At 51.6% G+C, this 16,813-nt stretch carries 21 protein-coding genes and 3 pseudogenes; 11 read left to right on the top strand and 13 right to left on the bottom strand.

The window, feature by feature from the left end; genetic code table 11:
- Positions 1 to 255 precede the first annotated feature (255 nt).
- Both JCM13996_RS05980 and JCM13996_RS10860 read left to right on the top strand, forming a co-directional pair.
- Positions 256 to 1,699, top strand: a pseudogene (locus tag JCM13996_RS05980) (DHA2 family efflux MFS transporter permease subunit).
- Positions 1,700 to 1,901: 202 nt separating this feature from the next.
- Positions 1,902 to 2,293 (top strand): annotated as a pseudogene (locus JCM13996_RS10860) (SDR family oxidoreductase); the annotation flags it as partial.
- A 171-nt stretch (positions 2,294 to 2,464) separates the two neighbouring features.
- On the opposite strand, the gene JCM13996_RS11760 reads toward JCM13996_RS10860, so the two are convergent.
- The 5 genes from JCM13996_RS11760 to JCM13996_RS05960 all read right to left on the bottom strand — a co-directional run bounded on the left by JCM13996_RS11760 (position 2,465) and on the right by JCM13996_RS05960 (position 4,029).
- On the bottom strand, positions 2,465 to 2,758 hold the full coding sequence (locus JCM13996_RS11760) for a type 1 periplasmic-binding domain-containing protein (protein ID WP_225353501.1): 294 nt from the start codon (positions 2,756 to 2,758) through the stop codon (positions 2,465 to 2,467).
- Complete coding sequence (locus JCM13996_RS11755) at positions 2,704 to 3,123, bottom strand: type 1 periplasmic-binding domain-containing protein (RefSeq protein ID WP_263848875.1); 420 nt, start codon at positions 3,121 to 3,123, stop codon at positions 2,704 to 2,706. The genes JCM13996_RS11760 and JCM13996_RS11755 overlap by 55 nt, the downstream gene beginning before the upstream one ends.
- Positions 3,123 to 3,401: a LacI family DNA-binding transcriptional regulator gene (locus JCM13996_RS11750; RefSeq protein ID WP_225353500.1), complete on the bottom strand. Its 279-nt coding sequence runs from the start codon at positions 3,399 to 3,401 to the stop codon at positions 3,123 to 3,125. Before JCM13996_RS11750 ends, JCM13996_RS11755 begins: the two co-directional genes overlap by 1 nt.
- A 180-nt stretch (positions 3,402 to 3,581) precedes the next feature.
- A complete protein-coding gene (locus tag JCM13996_RS05965; RefSeq protein WP_054750429.1) occupies positions 3,582 to 3,815 on the bottom strand; it encodes a hypothetical protein in 234 nt (77 codons plus the stop codon).
- 31 nt (positions 3,816 to 3,846) lie between these two features.
- Positions 3,847 to 4,029 carry a hypothetical protein gene (locus tag JCM13996_RS05960; protein ID WP_054750427.1) on the bottom strand — a complete coding sequence of 61 codons (183 nt, stop codon included), beginning with the start codon at positions 4,027 to 4,029 and terminating at the stop codon, positions 3,847 to 3,849.
- A 297-nt stretch (positions 4,030 to 4,326) separates the two neighbouring features.
- Here JCM13996_RS05960 and JCM13996_RS05955 point away from each other — a divergent pair, with 297 nt between their 5' ends.
- Complete coding sequence (locus tag JCM13996_RS05955) at positions 4,327 to 5,034, top strand: class A sortase (RefSeq protein WP_054750425.1); 708 nt, start codon at positions 4,327 to 4,329, stop codon at positions 5,032 to 5,034.
- A gap of 158 nt (positions 5,035 to 5,192) precedes the next feature.
- Here the strand turns inward: JCM13996_RS05955 and lacB are convergent, their stop codons facing one another.
- From lacB to JCM13996_RS05940, 3 genes are read right to left on the bottom strand one after another with little or no spacing between them, the layout of a single operon-like run.
- Positions 5,193 to 5,768, bottom strand: a complete 576-nt coding sequence (gene lacB / locus JCM13996_RS05950) for a galactose-6-phosphate isomerase subunit LacB (RefSeq protein WP_054750423.1) — start codon at positions 5,766 to 5,768, stop codon at positions 5,193 to 5,195.
- Between the two features lie 49 nt (positions 5,769 to 5,817).
- A complete protein-coding gene (lacA, locus tag JCM13996_RS05945; protein ID WP_054750421.1) occupies positions 5,818 to 6,246 on the bottom strand; it encodes a galactose-6-phosphate isomerase subunit LacA in 429 nt (142 codons plus the stop codon).
- Between the two features lie 41 nt (positions 6,247 to 6,287).
- Positions 6,288 to 7,058, bottom strand: coding sequence for a DeoR/GlpR family DNA-binding transcription regulator (locus JCM13996_RS05940; protein ID WP_054750419.1), 771 nt, complete (start codon positions 7,056 to 7,058; stop codon positions 6,288 to 6,290).
- A 225-nt stretch (positions 7,059 to 7,283) separates the two neighbouring features.
- On the opposite strand from JCM13996_RS05940, the gene JCM13996_RS05935 reads away from it, so the two are divergent.
- From JCM13996_RS05935 to sstT, 6 genes and pseudogenes are all read left to right on the top strand, one after another.
- Complete coding sequence (locus JCM13996_RS05935) at positions 7,284 to 7,781, top strand: PTS sugar transporter subunit IIA (RefSeq protein WP_054750417.1); 498 nt, start codon at positions 7,284 to 7,286, stop codon at positions 7,779 to 7,781.
- Positions 7,782 to 7,824: 43 nt separating this feature from the next.
- Positions 7,825 to 8,133, top strand: a complete 309-nt coding sequence (locus JCM13996_RS05930; protein WP_054750414.1) for a PTS sugar transporter subunit IIB — start codon at positions 7,825 to 7,827, stop codon at positions 8,131 to 8,133.
- A gap of 194 nt (positions 8,134 to 8,327) precedes the next feature.
- Positions 8,328 to 9,790: pseudogene (locus JCM13996_RS05925) on the top strand (PTS galactitol transporter subunit IIC).
- 504 nt (positions 9,791 to 10,294) lie between these two features.
- Entirely contained in the window at positions 10,295 to 11,068 is a 774-nt protein-coding gene (locus tag JCM13996_RS13175; protein ID WP_439646473.1) for a LysM peptidoglycan-binding domain-containing protein, read from the top strand.
- Positions 11,065 to 11,223, top strand: a complete 159-nt coding sequence (locus JCM13996_RS13170) for a hypothetical protein (RefSeq protein WP_439646472.1) — start codon at positions 11,065 to 11,067, stop codon at positions 11,221 to 11,223. Before JCM13996_RS13175 ends, JCM13996_RS13170 begins: the two co-directional genes overlap by 4 nt.
- 286 nt (positions 11,224 to 11,509) lie before the next feature.
- Positions 11,510 to 12,811 carry a serine/threonine transporter SstT gene (gene sstT / locus JCM13996_RS05915; RefSeq protein ID WP_054750410.1) on the top strand — a complete coding sequence of 434 codons (1,302 nt, stop codon included), beginning with the start codon at positions 11,510 to 11,512 and terminating at the stop codon, positions 12,809 to 12,811.
- Positions 12,812 to 12,871: 60 nt separating this feature from the next.
- On the opposite strand, the gene JCM13996_RS05910 is transcribed toward sstT, so the two are convergent.
- The 3 genes from JCM13996_RS05910 to JCM13996_RS05905 form a co-directional block, all read right to left on the bottom strand.
- Complete coding sequence (locus tag JCM13996_RS05910; RefSeq protein WP_054750408.1) at positions 12,872 to 13,144, bottom strand: hypothetical protein; 273 nt, start codon at positions 13,142 to 13,144, stop codon at positions 12,872 to 12,874.
- A gap of 149 nt (positions 13,145 to 13,293) precedes the next feature.
- On the bottom strand, positions 13,294 to 13,437 hold the full coding sequence (locus JCM13996_RS10855) for a hypothetical protein (protein ID WP_156321886.1): 144 nt from the start codon (positions 13,435 to 13,437) through the stop codon (positions 13,294 to 13,296).
- Positions 13,430 to 13,660 (bottom strand): hypothetical protein, encoded by a 231-nt coding sequence (locus tag JCM13996_RS05905; RefSeq protein ID WP_054750406.1) that lies wholly within the window; start codon positions 13,658 to 13,660, stop codon positions 13,430 to 13,432. Before JCM13996_RS05905 ends, JCM13996_RS10855 begins: the two co-directional genes overlap by 8 nt.
- 239 nt (positions 13,661 to 13,899) lie before the next feature.
- On the opposite strand from JCM13996_RS05905, the gene JCM13996_RS05900 reads away from it, so the two are divergent.
- A complete protein-coding gene (locus JCM13996_RS05900; RefSeq protein ID WP_054750405.1) occupies positions 13,900 to 14,892 on the top strand; it encodes an aldo/keto reductase in 993 nt (330 codons plus the stop codon).
- Here JCM13996_RS05900 and JCM13996_RS05895 read toward each other — a convergent pair.
- Together JCM13996_RS05895 and JCM13996_RS05890 are read right to left on the bottom strand one after the other, a co-directional pair.
- On the bottom strand, positions 14,846 to 15,211 hold the full coding sequence (locus JCM13996_RS05895; RefSeq protein WP_156321885.1) for a hypothetical protein: 366 nt from the start codon (positions 15,209 to 15,211) through the stop codon (positions 14,846 to 14,848). The two genes, JCM13996_RS05900 and JCM13996_RS05895, sit on opposite strands and share 47 nt — an antisense overlap.
- Positions 15,212 to 15,399: 188 nt before the next feature.
- Complete coding sequence (locus JCM13996_RS05890) at positions 15,400 to 16,050, bottom strand: HAD family hydrolase (protein ID WP_054750401.1); 651 nt, start codon at positions 16,048 to 16,050, stop codon at positions 15,400 to 15,402.
- Between the two features lie 308 nt (positions 16,051 to 16,358).
- On the opposite strand from JCM13996_RS05890, the gene JCM13996_RS05885 reads away from it, so the two are divergent.
- Complete coding sequence (locus JCM13996_RS05885; protein WP_054750399.1) at positions 16,359 to 16,712, top strand: MarR family winged helix-turn-helix transcriptional regulator; 354 nt, start codon at positions 16,359 to 16,361, stop codon at positions 16,710 to 16,712.
- Positions 16,713 to 16,813 lie beyond the last annotated feature (101 nt).

Raw genomic sequence — 16,813 nt, 5'->3', positions numbered from 1 at the left:
CAAACGTTCTTTTTCTGTTAACATAACCAATTGTTGAAACGCACCATCACCAATTGCGTGGGTGTCGTCGCGTATAGCCGTTGATTTTGATCACGGCTATGCCACAGGGGGCGACACCAGCAGTCTATTCGGGATATATATGCGCCCCGCGCGTCTATTGGTATTAGTGCCGCTATTTTGATCAAGCGTATAGACTAGCAGCCTGGTCGTTACCGGACCGCTATTTTTTTGTGCGTCAGAGGAGGAGCATTACCAATGGAACAAGTATCAAGTACTGCCGTCAACCTGGATAAAGCCCGCGTTGACGTGCGCCACCCCATGCTCGCAATGGTCAGCATGTGTTGGTGCCTTTATCGGGATGTTCAGTGAAACGTCCCTAAACATTGCCCTGCCAAGCCTCATGAAGAGTCTCAACGTCAGCACCGCCACGATTCAGTGGCTCGTCACTGGTTACATGTTGGTCATCGGGATCGTGCTACCGTTCTCAAGCTTTCTGACTAAGTGGTTTACCACCCGTCAGCTAATCATCTTTGGCCTGGCCGACTTTATCGTCGGTGCCGTCATTGCTGCTACCGCTAGCGTCTTTCCGGTGCTACTGGTGGGTCGATTGATTCAGGGTATCGGGACCGGGATCATCCTGCCCCTGATGTTTACGGTGGCCATGTCCATTTTCCCACCCCACAAGTTGGGAGCGGCTATGGGGACCAACGCGTTAGTCATCATGTTCGCCCCAGCAATTGGACCCACTTTGACCGGGATCATCCTCGCCAAGTTGTCCTGGAACTGGATCTTCTGGGTCTTTGTCCCCGTATTGGCCGTTGGCTTGATTTTTGCCTTCACCAGCCTCAAAAACGTTGGTAACATCACTAAGCCTAAAGCTGACTTCCTATCGATGGCTGAATCCGTCATTGGTTTCTCAGCCATTGTCTTCGGTGTTAGTTCCGCCAGCTCTCGTGGCTGGGGTTCACCCGTTGTGCTCGTTGCCCTCGTTATTGGGGTAATCGTTCTGGGCTTCTATGCTCACCGTCAGTTACACCTCGACACGCCGGTGCTGAACCTGCGTGCCTTCAAGATTCCTGCATTTACTACCGGTGCCTTGTTGGTCATGATCGACTTTGGGATCATCCTTTCCGCCATGTACCTATTGCCAATGTACATTCAGAACGGTTTAGGTTTGGTCGTTGCGTTAACCGGGATCATCATGTTACCTGGTGGGGTGGTCAACGCCTTAGTTTCCGCCCTTGCTGGTCGCTTATACGACCGCTTTGGTGCTAAGGCTCCGGCCCGGATTGGCTTCATCATCGCCTTTATTGGTGCCGTGATGCTGGCTACCGCTTCGACGACTAGCTCCATTGCTTACGTCATTGCGGCCCACGTCATCATCATGATTGGTGCCCCACTGGCCATGTCCCCATCCCAGACTTACGCCCTCAACTCCTTGACCGGCGCCCTGTCTGCCGATGGTAGTACCATCATGAACACCATGCAGCAGATCATCGGTGCCATCGCTACGGCCGTGGCTACTAGTTTGCTAGGCATCGGTGAAGCGGCATACAGTGGTCATGGTACCGCTGCTGCGTTCACTAACGGTGTGCACTACGGCGCCTACTTCACGGTTGCCTTGACCATCGTCGGCTTCATCATCGCACTCTTCATCAAGCGTCCTGCCTACAGTAAAGACGTTAATCCTGAAGATTAGTATGTAATTATTACGGGCGACATCCTTAATGGATGGCGCCCGTTTTTTTGTTGACAAATCATGCGTGCAAATCCGTCGAATCATGAAGATCATCAGTCTGGCTGCGCAGTTGCGATTGCCACAACTAGCGGTGAAGGTGTCATGGCCCCAGCCGATGTCTCCACTGGGGATGGCGTGGACAAATTGCCGCAAACCGCTCTAGAACAAAGTGCCCGCGGTCGACCAGACTGGCGTGCCCTTGGGCTCACGGGCTGCACTGCCTACTTCAAAACACATCACCAGCCAGCTAACATTACCAACAGTCCTCCGTACACGAACGCATACCATGGCCAACTTTCGCTAGCTACGCGGCGGCTACGGGGAGCGTCAAGCTCTTTACCCAAACTATCGCCATGAAGTACGCTAAGGATAATATCCGCGTCAACGCCATTGGCCCTACGCAATCAATACGCCCAGACCGTCAACATGGTACCCATGCATCGAATCGGTACGCCGGAGGAAATTGCTACTGGCGCAGCCTGGCTTGCTTCCAGCGAGTCCAACTACGTCGCCGGCATCACGTTGTATCCCGTCTTTAAGAAAGGTCAAGGCTAAATAATTCAATCCCCCTGATGGCGCTAATAGCTTGTTAATCACTGGTAGCGCCCCCATGCGATGGTGTTACTTTTTTTGTATACCGTCGCGATGGGACTGGTGGTCAAGTACCGTTAGCGGACCGTCCATGATTGAACGGCAATAAAAAAAAGCAGTGTTTCACGTGAAACACTACCGTGGGATAAAATCTGAATGGACGGGGAATTGGCCGGACGCCGCCCCAATGGCTAACCGTAAGGCCGCTGCCCCCACATCCCGGAAGTGATGATCAATGGTCGGTATGCCCAGTAGCTGACCAGACAACTGGTTCTCCTGCCCCATCAACGCGGGCGCTTGGAGATGGTTGTCCCGGTAATACTGCAAAATGCCCGCCGCAATGTCATCGCCATTGGCAAATATAAAATCAGGGGCTAAATTCTGGGAGTGGTAATACTCCGCCGCCGCGTAACCGTCACTGTACGACATAACCCCCGTGCGCACGAGTCGCGGTTCTGGCGCCGTACCGAAAACGCGTGTGTAAGCAACGATGGTGGCGCTGCTCGTGGCGCTAATATCGACACCGCGCGGGAGTACCAGCCAACGTTATGGTAGTGCCGACGCTGAATCCAGCGAAACGCCGCTCGATATGATGGTCCGCGTTCCGTGTAGGCCGCGCTAATATCAATGCTGCCTGGGTCGTGGCAGACCACCACTTCACCATACTTTTTGTAGGGGACCATATCCGCCACCGGCATCGTGTGCGAAGTAAAAATCAAACCGTCAAAGGCACGACGACGTAATTGGTCCAGGTAACCGTGTTCCACCTGGGGCTCATAGCGTGATGGCAGCATCAGGACGTTGTACCCCGCCGCGAAGCTGCCGCCATGATACCCCGAATAATGTCGGTGTAGTACGGGTGCTCCACGTTGGGGACCACCACGCCAATATTTTTGGTTCTTCCCCGGCTGAGATCCCGGGCTACATCGTTGGGCACGTAATCAAGGTCGTTGATCACCTTCTGAATGTTACGCCGTACCCCGTCGGAAACGTAATTTTTATGGTTGAGGACACGCGACACGGTGGACACCGAATACCCGCTGATACGCGCAACGTCACGAATGGTTGTCAATATGGCCCTCTCCTTCTTAATGTCCTAGGGAATAGTATAACATGCGCACCGGGGAACCAGGGCTGGGAGGCGACCCACCCATGAGCTCCCCGCTACGCATGTTACGTAACGGGCGTCACGTTTGACGCTTATCGTTTATCCGGTTGTCACAAATATGCACCAGCCTAATTAGGGCCGTCATTACCGGTTAATTTCTTTCCATAATGTCTTCAAACCACTGTTACTACTCTTGAGCGTATTCAACTCATCAATGTGATCGCTGATTGCGACGCGTGCGTTATTAAGCAGCGTCTGGTACGCGCTGTCATCATTAACCGGTAGCACAATGGCAATAGCAATATCGACGCTACTGTTATCATCACCCCACTGTACCGGTGAATCAAAACTCAGTACAACCGCTTCAGGGTGGGTCAATGTTGAGGAAGTTGCCCGGAGAATGACCGCTTCATCGCCAATGATAACCGCGTCCTGCGCACCGCTGGCAAAAAAAGCCGCTCTTCAATTCTTGTTCGGCTAGATCCAACTTACCAGCCACGCGGTTTGCAATTGCCTTCAGGGCTGCCAACTCGTTGTTTTCGTCTAACGCCACGTTCGCAACAACGTTCTTCTTCTTCAGTAGAGACAGCATAATAATTTCCTCCTTGATTCAATCCGTTAGTTAATTTCCTGCAGGCCGGAACGGCAACCCCGCGGTAGTTGCAACCCCTTTCAACCTTGCAAACACAGTGTAATTTGTCGAACGCGTTTCAGGTCAAGTGTTTTGAGCAAAGTTTTTTTATTTTTATTTTTGTAGGCTAATCAACGGGGTTTGACATTGCTCACTGCCATCAATATTGTTATTCTTAATAGGAGTTGCTATAATGACGGTATTAGCTAACAAATAGTAAGTGTCGGGCAACTGTCCGCACCGGTGGAGGAGACCAAGATGGCAAAGCAGCAACGTTCTGGGCGACAGCATGTATGGCTCTGGCGGGTTTTAATCGTAATTTTGCTCATAGTGGGGTTGGCACTCACCTTTAACCAGCAAATCAAGGTGTTTACCATTAACTTACTATCGCAAAATCAGTACAGCTCGGCACAAAAGCTGACCCGCACCGACATTAAGCGTAACCAACGTCACCGTGCCAGCTACAACTTTAAGCAGGTCAACGCATTAGGCCTCAGTACGGTCACCAAAGCAGCAACTGACCGGAACCTCCACCCCATCGGTCTACTCTCCATCCCCAGCGTGAAAATTGATCTCCCCATCATGGCTGGACTGAGTAACGAAAATTTGGCGGTCGGTGCCGCTACCATGAAGGCCAAGCAGCACATGGGCAAAGGTAACTACGCGCTGGCGGGGCACCACATGGTCAACAAGCATATCCTGTTCTCACCCCTGACCAACATTAAGTTGGGCGAGCGTATCTACATCACCGACAAGAAGCACGTGTACACCTACAAGGTCACCCTCAGCAAGACCGTGTACAAGATGCAGGTCCAGTACATCGACAACGTTAAGGGCAAAAAGTTGATTACGTTGGTCACCTGCGCGTCATCGCTGGTCGGTGAGGAGGATCGCCACATCGTGCAGGGCCAGTTGCTCCAAAAGCAGGTAGCAACTAAGGCCCGGCTGGCCGTTTTTAAGAAGTAACATTAATGCACACAAATAGTGCCCCAACCAGGTCGTCTGACTCTGGTTGGGGCACTTTACGTTTGGTTTAGTTTTAAGGAGTTTAGTTAAGATTGGTGGTGCAGATGAGTGAACCAGCACCGCACGGGTGATGCGTGCTGCTTCTCCACACCGAAACTTTAGTCGTGGTAGACGCCTTCAGACCACTTCTTGTTTTCTTCATCGAAGAAGTGTGGGTTGTCCTTCTGGTCAGGATTTGGCGTAGCAATGTTGTCGATCTTGTCGATCAGCTTCTTGTTCTCGTCGGATGGCTTGTATTCAGCATTCAGGTAGTAGTCGATAATGTCGAAGACGAAGTCACGGCCCAGCACGATGCCACCAAAGCCAAGGACGTTAGCGTTCAACTGTTCCTTTGCGTAAACGGCCTGCGCAATGTCACCAACCATAGCAGCGCGGATACCTTCGTTCTTGTCCGCCGCGGTACTGATACCAATCCCAGTACCACAGAGAACGATCCCCAGGTCGGCGCGGCCATCGGCAACGTCTTCAGCAACCCGCTTGCCGTAGATTGGGTAGTGGGTCCGCGTGTGGTCATAAGTACCTTCGTCAATCACCTGGTAACCTTCAGCCTTTAGGTAGTCGGAGATCAGGGTCTTCAGGTCGGTAACAATGTGGTCATTACCAAGCGCAATAATTGTGTGCTTATCGGTCTTCACATCCGCAAATTCTGGTGCTGGCATATCTTTTTCAAACATTGAGTATTCCTCCTAAAAATTATCTGAATTAAATTATCAGAACGATGAACTAAATCATCTTTTCAAGCATGTCCAGGCGTACCTTGTGACGGCCACCAGCATAATCAGTGTCCAAGTACCGCTTAACAATTGAGTATGCTAGCTTCTCGCCAACAATGCCGGAACCCAATGCAATTGCTTTGGCACCATTGTGCAGCGCGGTCATGTGTGCGGTCCGCTCCTCGTTGACGTTCGCGGTCACCATACCCTTGACCTTGTTGCTTGCCATCGCACTACCAACACCATATTCATCGAACATGATGGCCTTCTTCACACCGTTGTCCAAAACCTGCTTGGTGACGGCCAACGAGGAGTCAACAAAGTCGGCAGCAGGCTTCTCGGTGACGTCGATCACGTTATAGTCGTGGTCCTGCAGGTACTGCTTAACCTTTTCCTTGAGTTCAAAACCAGCTTTGTCGGATCCAATTACAACATCCATCAGACATATCTCCTTTAGAAAAATTTGTTAACAGTTACAACTTACTTCTTCGCGGTCAATACCTGCGTGTGCCGACCGTAGTCAGCACGCTGATCGGCATCGATCCCAGAATCCGTAATCAAGGCGGTGACGTCATCCAGACTATAGAAGGCGTAGAAGTCTTCTGTGTCTAGTTTGGAATGGTCCGCCAGAATGTACCGCTTGCCGGCGTTGGCTAACGCTAGCCGCTGTACCTGACCCTCGTCGGCGTTGGCATTGCTGATGACCCCGTCGCAAACACCGTTCGCAGAAACGAACGCTTTGTTGCTCCGGAGATTTTGCAACATCTCCACCGCCAAGTTACCAATAAAGGCACCACTATGATCACGGTAGGTTCCCCCAACCAGGCACAGCTCGTAACGGTCTGCCTGACCCTTCCAGGTTTCAAAAACGGGCAGGCTGTTGGTTACGATCCGCACATCGCTAATAGATAGGTAGTTAGCGATAAACTCGTTGGTAGTCCCAGGGCCGATAAAGACCGTATCGCCGGGCTCAATCAGGCTCGCCGCCGTGGCAGCAATCTGCCGCTTCTCGTCCACGTGTAACTCACGTTTTTCGAGTCGCGTCAGTTCCTGACTTTGCTCCTGGGCTAACCGGGGACTCTGCGCGCCACCGTGAACGCGAATCACCGCGTTGTTCTCAGCCAATTCGGCCAAGTCACGGCGAACCGTCATCGTGGAGACGTGCAACGCCGCCCCGATTTCGTTGACAGTGACAATGCCTTTACGGTCAACCAAGTTACGGATAGTTAATAAACGTTGTCGTTTTAACACACGCGCATCACCTCCGCTTAGTTCATTTGTGTTCGTATTTGTTTGTATCCCAAGTACACTGTTAAAGTATCACCTGTTGAAAGCCTTGTCAATGCCTTAATGTAGCTTTTGTAATCGCTATAAAAAAAAGCGCTTTATAGGGTTGACTGTTGAAAGCGCTTGTATATAATTGCGTGTGTAATCAGGTAAACACAAACGAACAAAAACTAACGGAGGTGATGCCGCATGCCCGATGTAGCAAACAAGACGCTCTTCGATCCCACGGCGGTATTCGTAACTGAGCAGACTACGCAGGAAGGTATCTTTAAGGAAGTTTCCGACCAACTACTGGCCAAACAGTACGTCAAGCCGGAATTTCTGAAGAACCTATGGGAACGGGAACAGAACTACCCGACCGGGATTGACATGTCTGTCGTCAATCCTGATTACCCGAACGTCGCCATCCCGCACACTGAGGGTAATTTCGTCAACGTACGGTTGGTTGTTCCTATTAAACTGGTCACGCCCGTCGACTTTGGCAATATGATCGAACCGGCCGACAAGTTTCCCGTTTCCTTCTTGTTCATGATTTTGAACAACGATCCCGACGGACAGGCTAATGTTCTCTCGGAGATCATGGGCTTCTTGACCACGACGCCCGCTGAAGACCTACAACACTTCTTCAACGAGACCAATCGGGCCGCGATTTACTCGTTCCTGAACACATTCTTTAACCAAGGGTAACAATCACCATAATAGGTAACTAACAAATTAGGAGGAATTTATCATGACAGTAAAGATTCTTGCAGCTTGCGGTGCCGGTGTTAACTCTAGCCACCAGATTAAGGACGCTTTGGAAAGTGAAATGAAGAAGCGTGGCTACGACGTCAAGTGCGACGCTATTATGATCAAGGACTTGAACGAAGACATGATGAGCCACTACGACATTTACGCACAGATTGCGAAGACCGACATGTCCTTCACACCAAAGATTCCAGTTGTTGACGCCGGTGCGATCCTCTACCGGATGCCAGCCATGAGCAAGCCAGTCTTTGATAAAGTTGAGAGCATTATTAAGAGCGAAGGTTTGAGCTAAAACCCACCCGCCCATATCAATATTTAGTGAAGGACTGCCCAGCAGTCCTTCACTGCGCACTTATTTAATTCTGGGTTCCACTTATTTAGCAGTTAAAAAAACTGCGCAGTTTCTTTCTATATTATTCTGTTGGGTTTCACGGCAATATCGCAGTTGACCGCTGCGTTACATTCTCAAAGGGGTGAGATGTACCTATGCAATTTATTATTCATTGGTCGAACGTAATCTTCAAACCTATCATCAACCTCGGCGCTGCGCCTATGATGTTAATCGTCTTGACGCTGATTGCCTGGGCCATCGGGGTTAAGTTCTCCCGGGCCCTCGAAGGTGGTATTAAGTTAGCGATTGCGTTGACTGGTATCAGTGACGTCATCAACTTGCTGACCGGCGAGTACAGTACCGCGCTGCAAGCATTCGTTAAGTCCACCGGGATCAACCTCAGTATTACTGACTTAGGTTGGGCCCCACTGGCCACGATTACTTGGGGCTCGCCATACACGCTGTTCTTCCTGGCCCTGTTGGTGATCGTCAACTTGATTATGTTGGCTTTGAAGCTAACTGACACGCTGGACGTCGATATCTTCGATGTTTGGCACATGTCCTTCACGGGTTTGATGGCCATCTTCTTTGGTGCTAACCTGCTGACCGCTACGTTGCTGGTTATCTTCATCGGTGTTATGAAGATCTTCAACTCTGACCTGATGAAGCCAACCTTCAACGACTTGCTGGACAACTGGGACAACCCAATGACCACGACCCACTTGAACTACATGATGAACCCTGTGATCATGGTCTTCAACAAGTTGTTTGACGTCCTGTTCCCATGGCTCGACAAGTTCGACTTTGACGCTGCCAAGTTGAACGAAAAGATCGGGTTCTGGGGCAGCCGTTTCGCCATTGGTTGCTACCTTGGTGTGTTCATTGGCTTGATGTCTCGTCAGAGCGTCAAGGAAATCTTCACGCTGATGTTCGTTGCCGGTGCCTGCCTGGAACTGTTCTCCATCATCGGTTCCTGGTTCATCGCTTCTGTTGAACCACTGTCCCAAGGTGTTACCGACCTGGCTAACAAGCGTCTCCACGGCCGTGTTCTGAACATCGGTCTTGACTGGCCATTCATCGCTGGCCGTGCCGAAGTTTGGGCTGCTGCCAACGTCCTTGCACCAATCATGCTGCTCGAATCCCTGGTTCTGCCAGGCAACCGTATCCTGCCACTTGGTGGTATCATCGCCATGGGTGTTACCCCAGCGCTGCTGGTTGTTACCCGTGGTCGTCTGATTCGGATGATCGTTATTGGTGCTATTGAACTACCTATCTTCCTGTGGCTGGTACCCTGTCCGCGCCATTCGTTACTAAGATGGCTAAGCAGGTTGGTGCCTTCCCTAAGAACTTGGGTGGCCACCAAGAAATTGCTGAATCCACTAAGGAAGGTCCTTTGGAGCAATTCCTGGGCTACCTGCTTGGTAAAGGCCAAGGTGGCGATATGAAGATGCTGATTGGCTTCTTCGTCGCACTGGCTGCATACCTGCTACTCTTCCTGTGGTACCGTCGTCAGATGCTCAAGCGTAACCAGCAGTACGCTGACGAAGGCCACCACGTTAACGACAGTGTCAAGCTGCGTAAGACTAACGCAGAAGAAGCTGCCAAGGGTGATGCTTAGTGTTTGAATGATTCAGGTGGAACCACGTCGTCGACCAACGACGTGAAGCCTCCGCGCAATGGCGCGGGGGCTTTTGTTTGTCTAGAAATCAAAGTCATTGCACCTGATCAAGCAGTCCGCTCGTATTACTTTAGGCAATGGCCGATGCAAAGTAACCACAATCGTACTCAATTGATCCCGCAATCCACCATCTGGCCGTTAATTTCAACTATTTTGCCCTCACTTAGGTGTGTACTACCGCCCAAAAGCTGCAACATTGTCGTAATATGACCAAAATGTTGCCGCTTTTGGGCAATTTTTAGACCAATTTACGACCCTAATACTACAAAAACGGTTACATTTAAAAGTAACACCTGTTTCGTTGCATTCAAGTTACAACGTTGCAAAACAAGCCCAATTTGTAACCTTCTTGCGGTCTACATGACACACCCAGAAGCTATACTGCAGACAGTTGATAAACACAGGCAAAGAAATTAGGAGTGAATGATTATCAAAGCAGCTAATATGAAATGGATTGTTTCCGCAGCGTTCGCAATTGTTCCTGCAACATTGTTGGCACAGCAGAGCAACGTACACGCCGCAACAAACGATAATAACACCATCACGGTTCAGGCTGGGGATACCCTCTCACAGCTGGCCGCAACCCACAAGACGACCGTCAGCAAGTTGGTTAATGCCAACAACATCAAGGACGCCAACTTTATTCTGACCGGCCAGAAATTGCAGTTAGCTAGTGCCGCTACCAGCGTTGCTAGTTCCGCTGCAACAACCAACGTTACTAGTTACACCGTTCAGAGTGGTGACACGCTGAGTGCCATCGCCGCAAAGTTTAACGTGACCCTGACTAACCTGGTTAGTTACAACCACCTCGCCAACGCTAACACGTTGACGGTTGGCCAGAAGCTGAGTTTGGTTCCAACTGCTACTAGCGCCGCATCCAGCGCCGCTACTAGTGCTGCAACCTCATCAGCTACTAGTTCCGTAGCTAGTTCCGCTAATAGCTCTGTGGCCAGTTCCGCTACTAGTTCAGCCGCACCGGCAGCCAGCTCCGCAGCACCTTCTGCCGCTAGTTCCGCTGCTTCCAGCGTCGCAACCACTACGACGCAGGCGGCAACAACTACTAGCACGACAACGGCCAACAACAGTAGCAACACGACTACCACTGGTAGTAGCCGTCAGATGAAGCTGAGTTTCTATGACCCAGCCGTCATGGGTTCCAACATGGGCTACGGTGGTGTCGCCGCTAACCTCTCCGTTTACCCAAAGGCACGCGGTTGAAGATCACCCTGTCTAACGGTACGGTTTGGTACCGGACGGTTAATGATACTGGTTCCTTCGCTTACAGCAACCCTAACCAGTTGGATGTTGCGATGCCAAGTAGCCAAATTCCTTCCGCAGGTATCCTGTACGCATCCGTTCAGGTCATCGGCTAATTACAGAGTAAGTTTAATTCAATCCCAAAAACACGGCCCACGGGTCGTGTTTTTTTTGTTACACGAAAACATCCCTTGAGAAGCTGCGCGGACCCTGACCGTCACCACCCTTACCAGTGCGCCAGTACCCGCACCTTTGCCCCGCACTCACCATCAGTACCAAACTTTCTGAAATTAATCTGTGATTTGCACTAGACAACCATGAGTTGTTCGGGCATAATGGTCACATATCAAAAACACATGTCTACACTGCGTAGACAAATTGCGGTGAGTTGGAGGGATTGGCATGTTTCAACGCTATAAAAGTGTACCGCTTATTATGCGGATCGTAATTGGGATTATCATTGGGGCTATCTTGGGGCTCACGGTGCCATCATGGACCTTCATTAACATTCTCGGTAGCCTCTTTGTGGGTGCCCTGAAGGCCATCGCCCCGCTACTGGTGTTTATGCTGATCCTATCAGCCATTTCCAAGTACGAGCAGGGCGCGAAAAATCACTTTAGCTCCGTAGTCCTCCTGTACGCGGGGGCAACGTTGATTGCGGCGCTAGCCGCGGTGGGTGCATCATACATCTTCAAGATCCACCTGATTTTCCCTCAGGCAACTAAAATCGCTGCCAAAGCACCACAGGACTTAGGCAGCGTCATTAGTAACTTACTCACCAATGCCGTCAGCAATCCCATTGCGGCCATCGTCAACGCCAGCTACCTCACCATTCTCTTCTGGGGCCTCGTGATTGGCTTCGGTTTACGGCACGCGCACCAAGGCACCAAGCAGGTCATCGCTGACTTTGCCCAAACCATTGAACGGGCCGCGCAGTTCATCATTGAATTTGCTCCGTTCGGGATTGTCGGTCTACTCCACAATTCCATCGCCACAACCGGTCTGGCGGGTATCGCGCGTTACGGGCAGCTCGTGCTGCTCCTAGTGGGCACCATGGCGTTTACCTACCTGGTGGTTTACTCCGGTATGGTGTTCCTGATGACACACCAGAACCCCTTCCCGTTGGTCTTATGGACCCTGAAGGTATCCGGAATCCCTGCGTTCTTTACCCGGAGCTCGGCGGTAAACATCCCGATCAACCTGCAGGCGTGTGCTGACCTGGGGCTCAACGAAAAGTCGTACGCCGTCTCCATCGCGCTCGGGGGTACCGCCAACAGTGGTGGGGCTGCCATCACCGTTTCAATTATGACACTGGCTGCAGCCAACACCTTGGGCATCCACGTCTCCTTCCCGTTAGCGCTGATTTTGTGCGTGCTGAGCGCCGTTTCCGCCACCGGTTCCTCCGGGATTGCCGGTGGGTCACTGCTGCTCATCCCAATGGCCGCCAGTTTGTTTGGCATTAGCAATGATGTTGCCATGCAGGTGGTCGCCATTGGCTTCATCATCGGGGTGATCCAGGACTCCGTGGAAACGGCAGTCAACTCCGCGTCGGACCTCCTCTTCACGGCAACCGCTGAGTACCATGACCTGATGAAGGAGGGCCACCCCGTAAACATTCGGGCCGCCATTGCCCGGGCTGACCATCACCGTGCACAGGCTAGCGACGATTTGAAGTCACCCGCCGCGGTTGAAAGTGCTGAATAAGCCCATACTAAAAGCCCTGACCACCTCACTTGAAGTGATCAGGCCTTTTACCTTGCATGCTTACTTAGCCTTTTTGGAGTTCAAGTTTTCGTTATCAAATGTCCCGTCCTGATTCCGCATTGAACTGGCGCTCCGGAACGCTTTGTAAACCCGGTGGAACCGCCGATCCAATGACAACAGACGAAACAGGGCAAAGACGGTGATACAGATTACCACGCTAGTAACCATGGGAATCTGTACCTTCTTTGCGAACGCGTTGGTGGCGATGACCACTACCGCCCAAAATAAGTAGGCATTGTGCCGTTGTTTCGATGTTAATTGCTTCGTTGCCATGTGCGATTACCTCCCGTACCACGTCATCTCGTTAACCCAATTATAGCGCAAAGTAACCGCTAACAACAGCATAAAATCAACATTTATGAACAAAAGCGCACAGCACCACTGCGCACTAAACAACCATTACGGTGACGCACCCACTCGACCTACGCCCGGCCGATGATCCAGCAAATTGCCAGACCAATTACACCCACCACCACCGCAACTATGGGGTAAGCGCTCAGCCACAATATCGTCGCGACGGCCGCCGTCACGATTAATACTAGTAGGATAACCAGAGCGTCACTCATCGCCCGTAACCGCATGGCGCGTACAGCCAGTTAGACCGTACCGCTCAATATCCTCTGCACTGAATTTACAGGCGTTGATTGCCTCTGGGCGGCGCACCAGGAAGGTTTGTGGCAGGATGCACAGTTGCCCGTCCATGACCGCGTACAACGCCTGAAACGGCGCTGGCAGCTTCCCTGGTACCACCACGTAGTACCGTTGCGTTTGTTCACTCGTTGCATCCATCTGTCATCAGCTCCCTAATATCAGAACATACTTTTATTATAGTATGCCCAGGAGTTGTGAAGTAGCCTTGACGAAAACTTCATTAAATCACCACAAGCATAAACTTTACCTTAAGGCGCAGTGTCCGCCACACAGCCCGTGGCCAGTATGCAGCCTATAAATTAAATTACACCAATCAATGTAAGCCTTACCAACAAATTATGGTACATTGTTTATGTACGGGAAAGGAAGGAATAACGATGTACAAAGCTGATGCAAACCGATACGACCATTGCGCTCCACGTCCCGCTGGCCACAGCGGGTTGGTGCTCCCACCTGTGTCCTTGGGTCTCTGGCACCACTTTAGTTCGGCCGACCCCCTGGCGGACCGGCGGCAGCTGATTCTCGACGCCTTTGACCGTGGTGTCTTCCACTTTGACGTGGCTAACCACTACGGCGATGGCGACGAAGGTAGCAGTGAAACGTTACTGGGCCAGGTTCTAGCTCATGACCTGCGCCCTTACCGTGATGAATTGGTCATTGCCACCAAGATTGGCTATGAGATCCACCCCGGCCCCTTTGGCGATGGCACCTCACGCAAAGCCATCCTGCAGGGCATCGATGACTCGCTCACCCGTCTGCAATTGGATTACGTCGACATTCTGTACGCCCACCGATTCGACGATACGGTGCCACTGGCGGAGACCGTCCGGGCGCTGGATGACGTAGTGCGGTCCGGGAAGGCGCTCTATATTGGCGTCTCCAACTTTGAAACCGCGCAAGCCCAAAAGGCCATCCAACTGTTCAAAGAACTGGGTACGCCGTTTGTGCTCGATCAGATGAGCTATAACGTTTTGAACCGTAACGTCGAGGATACGGGCCTCCTAGACACGTTGCGTCAAGGTGGTGTCGGGGTCGTTGCGTACGGCCCACTGGCGGAAGGGCTGCTCAGTGGCCGTTACCTGGATGGCATTCCGGCAGACTTCCCGATCCACCCGACCAACAAACACATCTTCGCCCACGGACTCGATGCGGCCACCAAGAAGCTGAACGATCTCAACGCCATCGCCACGGCCCGGCACCAGACCCTCGCCCAGATGGCACTAGCTTGGTTGCTCCACGACCCCGTTGTCGCCAGCGTGGTGATTGGCACCACCAACACGGCACACCTGGAGGACAATCTCAAGGCCGTCGACAACACGCAGTTTAGTGATGATGAGCTAGCTGCCATCGACCGTATCGTCCGCGCATAATTTCACCAAAAAAAACTCTGGGGCCAATCACCCCAGAGTTTTTTTCTGATCCATATTTCAAAAAAAAGTGGGCGTACACCATCAGCAGCACTACGAGGTTCACCACGGCCATACCCCATGGTAACCAGGTACGCAACTTGCTGATCTTGCGGCCAATCACCCCGTCGATTCCGGCCACCACGATCATCATGATGCTGACCGCCGCCAGGTAGGCAAGGTTATGAAACGTGAACACGCCGCAGCAAATAAGCGCCATGGCGACGCTACGCGAAAAGCTGTACAACGCGTTATTCCGCGCGGCGGACCCATCATTAGGCACCGACATGAGTGCAAAGCAAGCAAAGCCTAGGCTAAGAATGCTACTAAGAGCTGTAATGATGGCACAGATCGTATAAAAGATAGTAACCCCTCCAAATAAGCCAGTCCGCCCGACGTCAGCACGTGGCGACTGCAATGTAATGGTCGTGCTACCATCATTTTACACTAACCCGTCCCGGCTGCAGCAGCCTATTTCGCGTTACGCGTCAGCCCCTTCAGCTTAGTCAAAACGGCATCCATATCCGGCAAAATGGCATCAGCACGGGTCTGGTCGATGACGTACTTCCGCGGCTTGAGCGCCCACGTCTCCATGTGGGCACGCTTAGCCGCCTGAATTCCGTTGACGCTATCCTCGAGCACCACGCACTCTTCCGGCTGAACGTTGAGTTTCTGCGCGACGTTAACGTAAATTTCTGGGTCCGGTTTGTTGTGACTCAACTTTTCACCGTACTCCACTACGTCAAAGTAACCCTTGAGCTGGCACTGCTCTAACATCCGGTTAATGTGGGCCGTGACGCCAGCCGACGCCAAGGCAATGCTATAACCATTAATTTGTAAGTACTCGAGCACTTCCTTCACCCCGGGGTTCAACAGTGGCGCGTAGTTAACTGGGTGCTTAGCTTCATACTTGGCAAACTCGGCCTGGGCATTCTCCCGCTGCGCCTCGTCAGGGAAGAGCTGCACCCAGCCCTCGTCGTCACCCAAACCGAGGTAATCACTCAACTGCACGTTTTGTGGTTCCAACCCCAATTTGTGGAAGAAGTGCATCCGCCGGTCAAAGTAGTACTGCTCACTGTCGACTAACACGCCATCCATATCGAAAATAACGGCTTTCTTCATCGTGATACCCCCATACATTATGTCTTTGCACCACTAGCGAAAGCGGTTAACCTCACACTACAATAGGTGCGCATGCAATTCAAGCGCTTTCAGATTTATTTCCCGGGAAATATTTGCGCCACGCTGAAGCAACCACCACTACGTATAAATATGTCCCCGTTGGCGTTAAAACTGCTATGATAAACATATTAAACGACCAGCAGGAGGAATTATTGTGGCCTTAGATACTTTCCCTGGCGACTTTGCCCAGAGCTTTTCCATCATTCACCGTGCGTTTCAACGTGACGTTCTGTCCCGTTACAAAAAAAATGGGGCTTAATGCCACCAGCGCCTACATCCTCTTACTGCTACACCAGCAGGGAGATAGTAGTCAAAACGACCTGGCGCGCACCCTCGTCATCAACAAGGGGCAGATTGCCCGCGAAGTCCACCGCCTCAGTACGGACAGCTACGTGTCGCAAACCCAGTCGCCAGACAACCGAACGACTAACATCATCCACATTACCACCGCTGGGGAAGCCATCATCCCGGAGATTATCGCCATCCGTAACCAATGGTGGCAAGCCCGCCTGGAGCATAATCATATTGACCCCGATGATTCCTTTCAGGCAACCCTACAAAAGCTGTCAACGGAGTTAAAAGACCAGCACCACCAATCATAGCACCGCGAAAATAGGGACCAACAGCGTAATTGCCGTTGATCCTTATTTTTACGCTTATGCAAAAAAAGTCAGTGGGTACCAAGCCTGACCATAGTTGCTTC

This window comes from Lacticaseibacillus thailandensis DSM 22698 = JCM 13996 (assembly GCF_001312865.1).
Taxonomy (GTDB): Bacteria; Bacillota; Bacilli; order Lactobacillales; family Lactobacillaceae; genus Lacticaseibacillus; species Lacticaseibacillus thailandensis.
This window is presented reverse-complemented; position numbering and strand designations above follow the sequence as displayed.

Bases quoted from the DNA above. Each gene is read 5' to 3' on its own strand.
- JCM13996_RS11760 (WP_225353501.1), bottom strand. From the start codon at position 2,758: ATGTCGTACAGTGACGGTTACGCGGCGGCGGAGTATTACCACTCCCAG.
- JCM13996_RS11755 (WP_263848875.1), bottom strand. From the start codon at position 3,123: ATGCTGCCATCACGCTATGAGCCCCAGGTGGAACACGGTTACCTGGAC.
- JCM13996_RS05960 (WP_054750427.1), bottom strand. From the start codon at position 4,029: ATGCTGTCTCTACTGAAGAAGAAGAACGTTGTTGCGAACGTGGCGTTA.
- JCM13996_RS05955 (WP_054750425.1), top strand. From the start codon at position 4,327: ATGGCAAAGCAGCAACGTTCTGGGCGACAGCATGTATGGCTCTGGCGG.
- lacB (WP_054750423.1), bottom strand. From the start codon at position 5,768: ATGTTTGAAAAAGATATGCCAGCACCAGAATTTGCGGATGTGAAGACC.
- lacA (WP_054750421.1), bottom strand. From the start codon at position 6,246: ATGGATGTTGTAATTGGATCCGACAAAGCTGGTTTTGAACTCAAGGAA.
- JCM13996_RS05935 (WP_054750417.1), top strand. From the start codon at position 7,284: ATGCCCGATGTAGCAAACAAGACGCTCTTCGATCCCACGGCGGTATTC.
- JCM13996_RS05930 (WP_054750414.1), top strand. From the start codon at position 7,825: ATGACAGTAAAGATTCTTGCAGCTTGCGGTGCCGGTGTTAACTCTAGC.
- JCM13996_RS13175 (WP_439646473.1), top strand. From the start codon at position 10,295: ATGAAATGGATTGTTTCCGCAGCGTTCGCAATTGTTCCTGCAACATTG.
- sstT (WP_054750410.1), top strand. From the start codon at position 11,510: ATGTTTCAACGCTATAAAAGTGTACCGCTTATTATGCGGATCGTAATT.
- JCM13996_RS05910 (WP_054750408.1), bottom strand. From the start codon at position 13,144: ATGGCAACGAAGCAATTAACATCGAAACAACGGCACAATGCCTACTTA.
- JCM13996_RS10855 (WP_156321886.1), bottom strand. From the start codon at position 13,437: ATGAGTGACGCTCTGGTTATCCTACTAGTATTAATCGTGACGGCGGCC.
- JCM13996_RS05905 (WP_054750406.1), bottom strand. From the start codon at position 13,660: ATGGATGCAACGAGTGAACAAACGCAACGGTACTACGTGGTGGTACCA.
- JCM13996_RS05900 (WP_054750405.1), top strand. From the start codon at position 13,900: ATGTACAAAGCTGATGCAAACCGATACGACCATTGCGCTCCACGTCCC.
- JCM13996_RS05890 (WP_054750401.1), bottom strand. From the start codon at position 16,050: ATGAAGAAAGCCGTTATTTTCGATATGGATGGCGTGTTAGTCGACAGT.
- JCM13996_RS05885 (WP_054750399.1), top strand. From the start codon at position 16,359: ATGGGGCTTAATGCCACCAGCGCCTACATCCTCTTACTGCTACACCAG.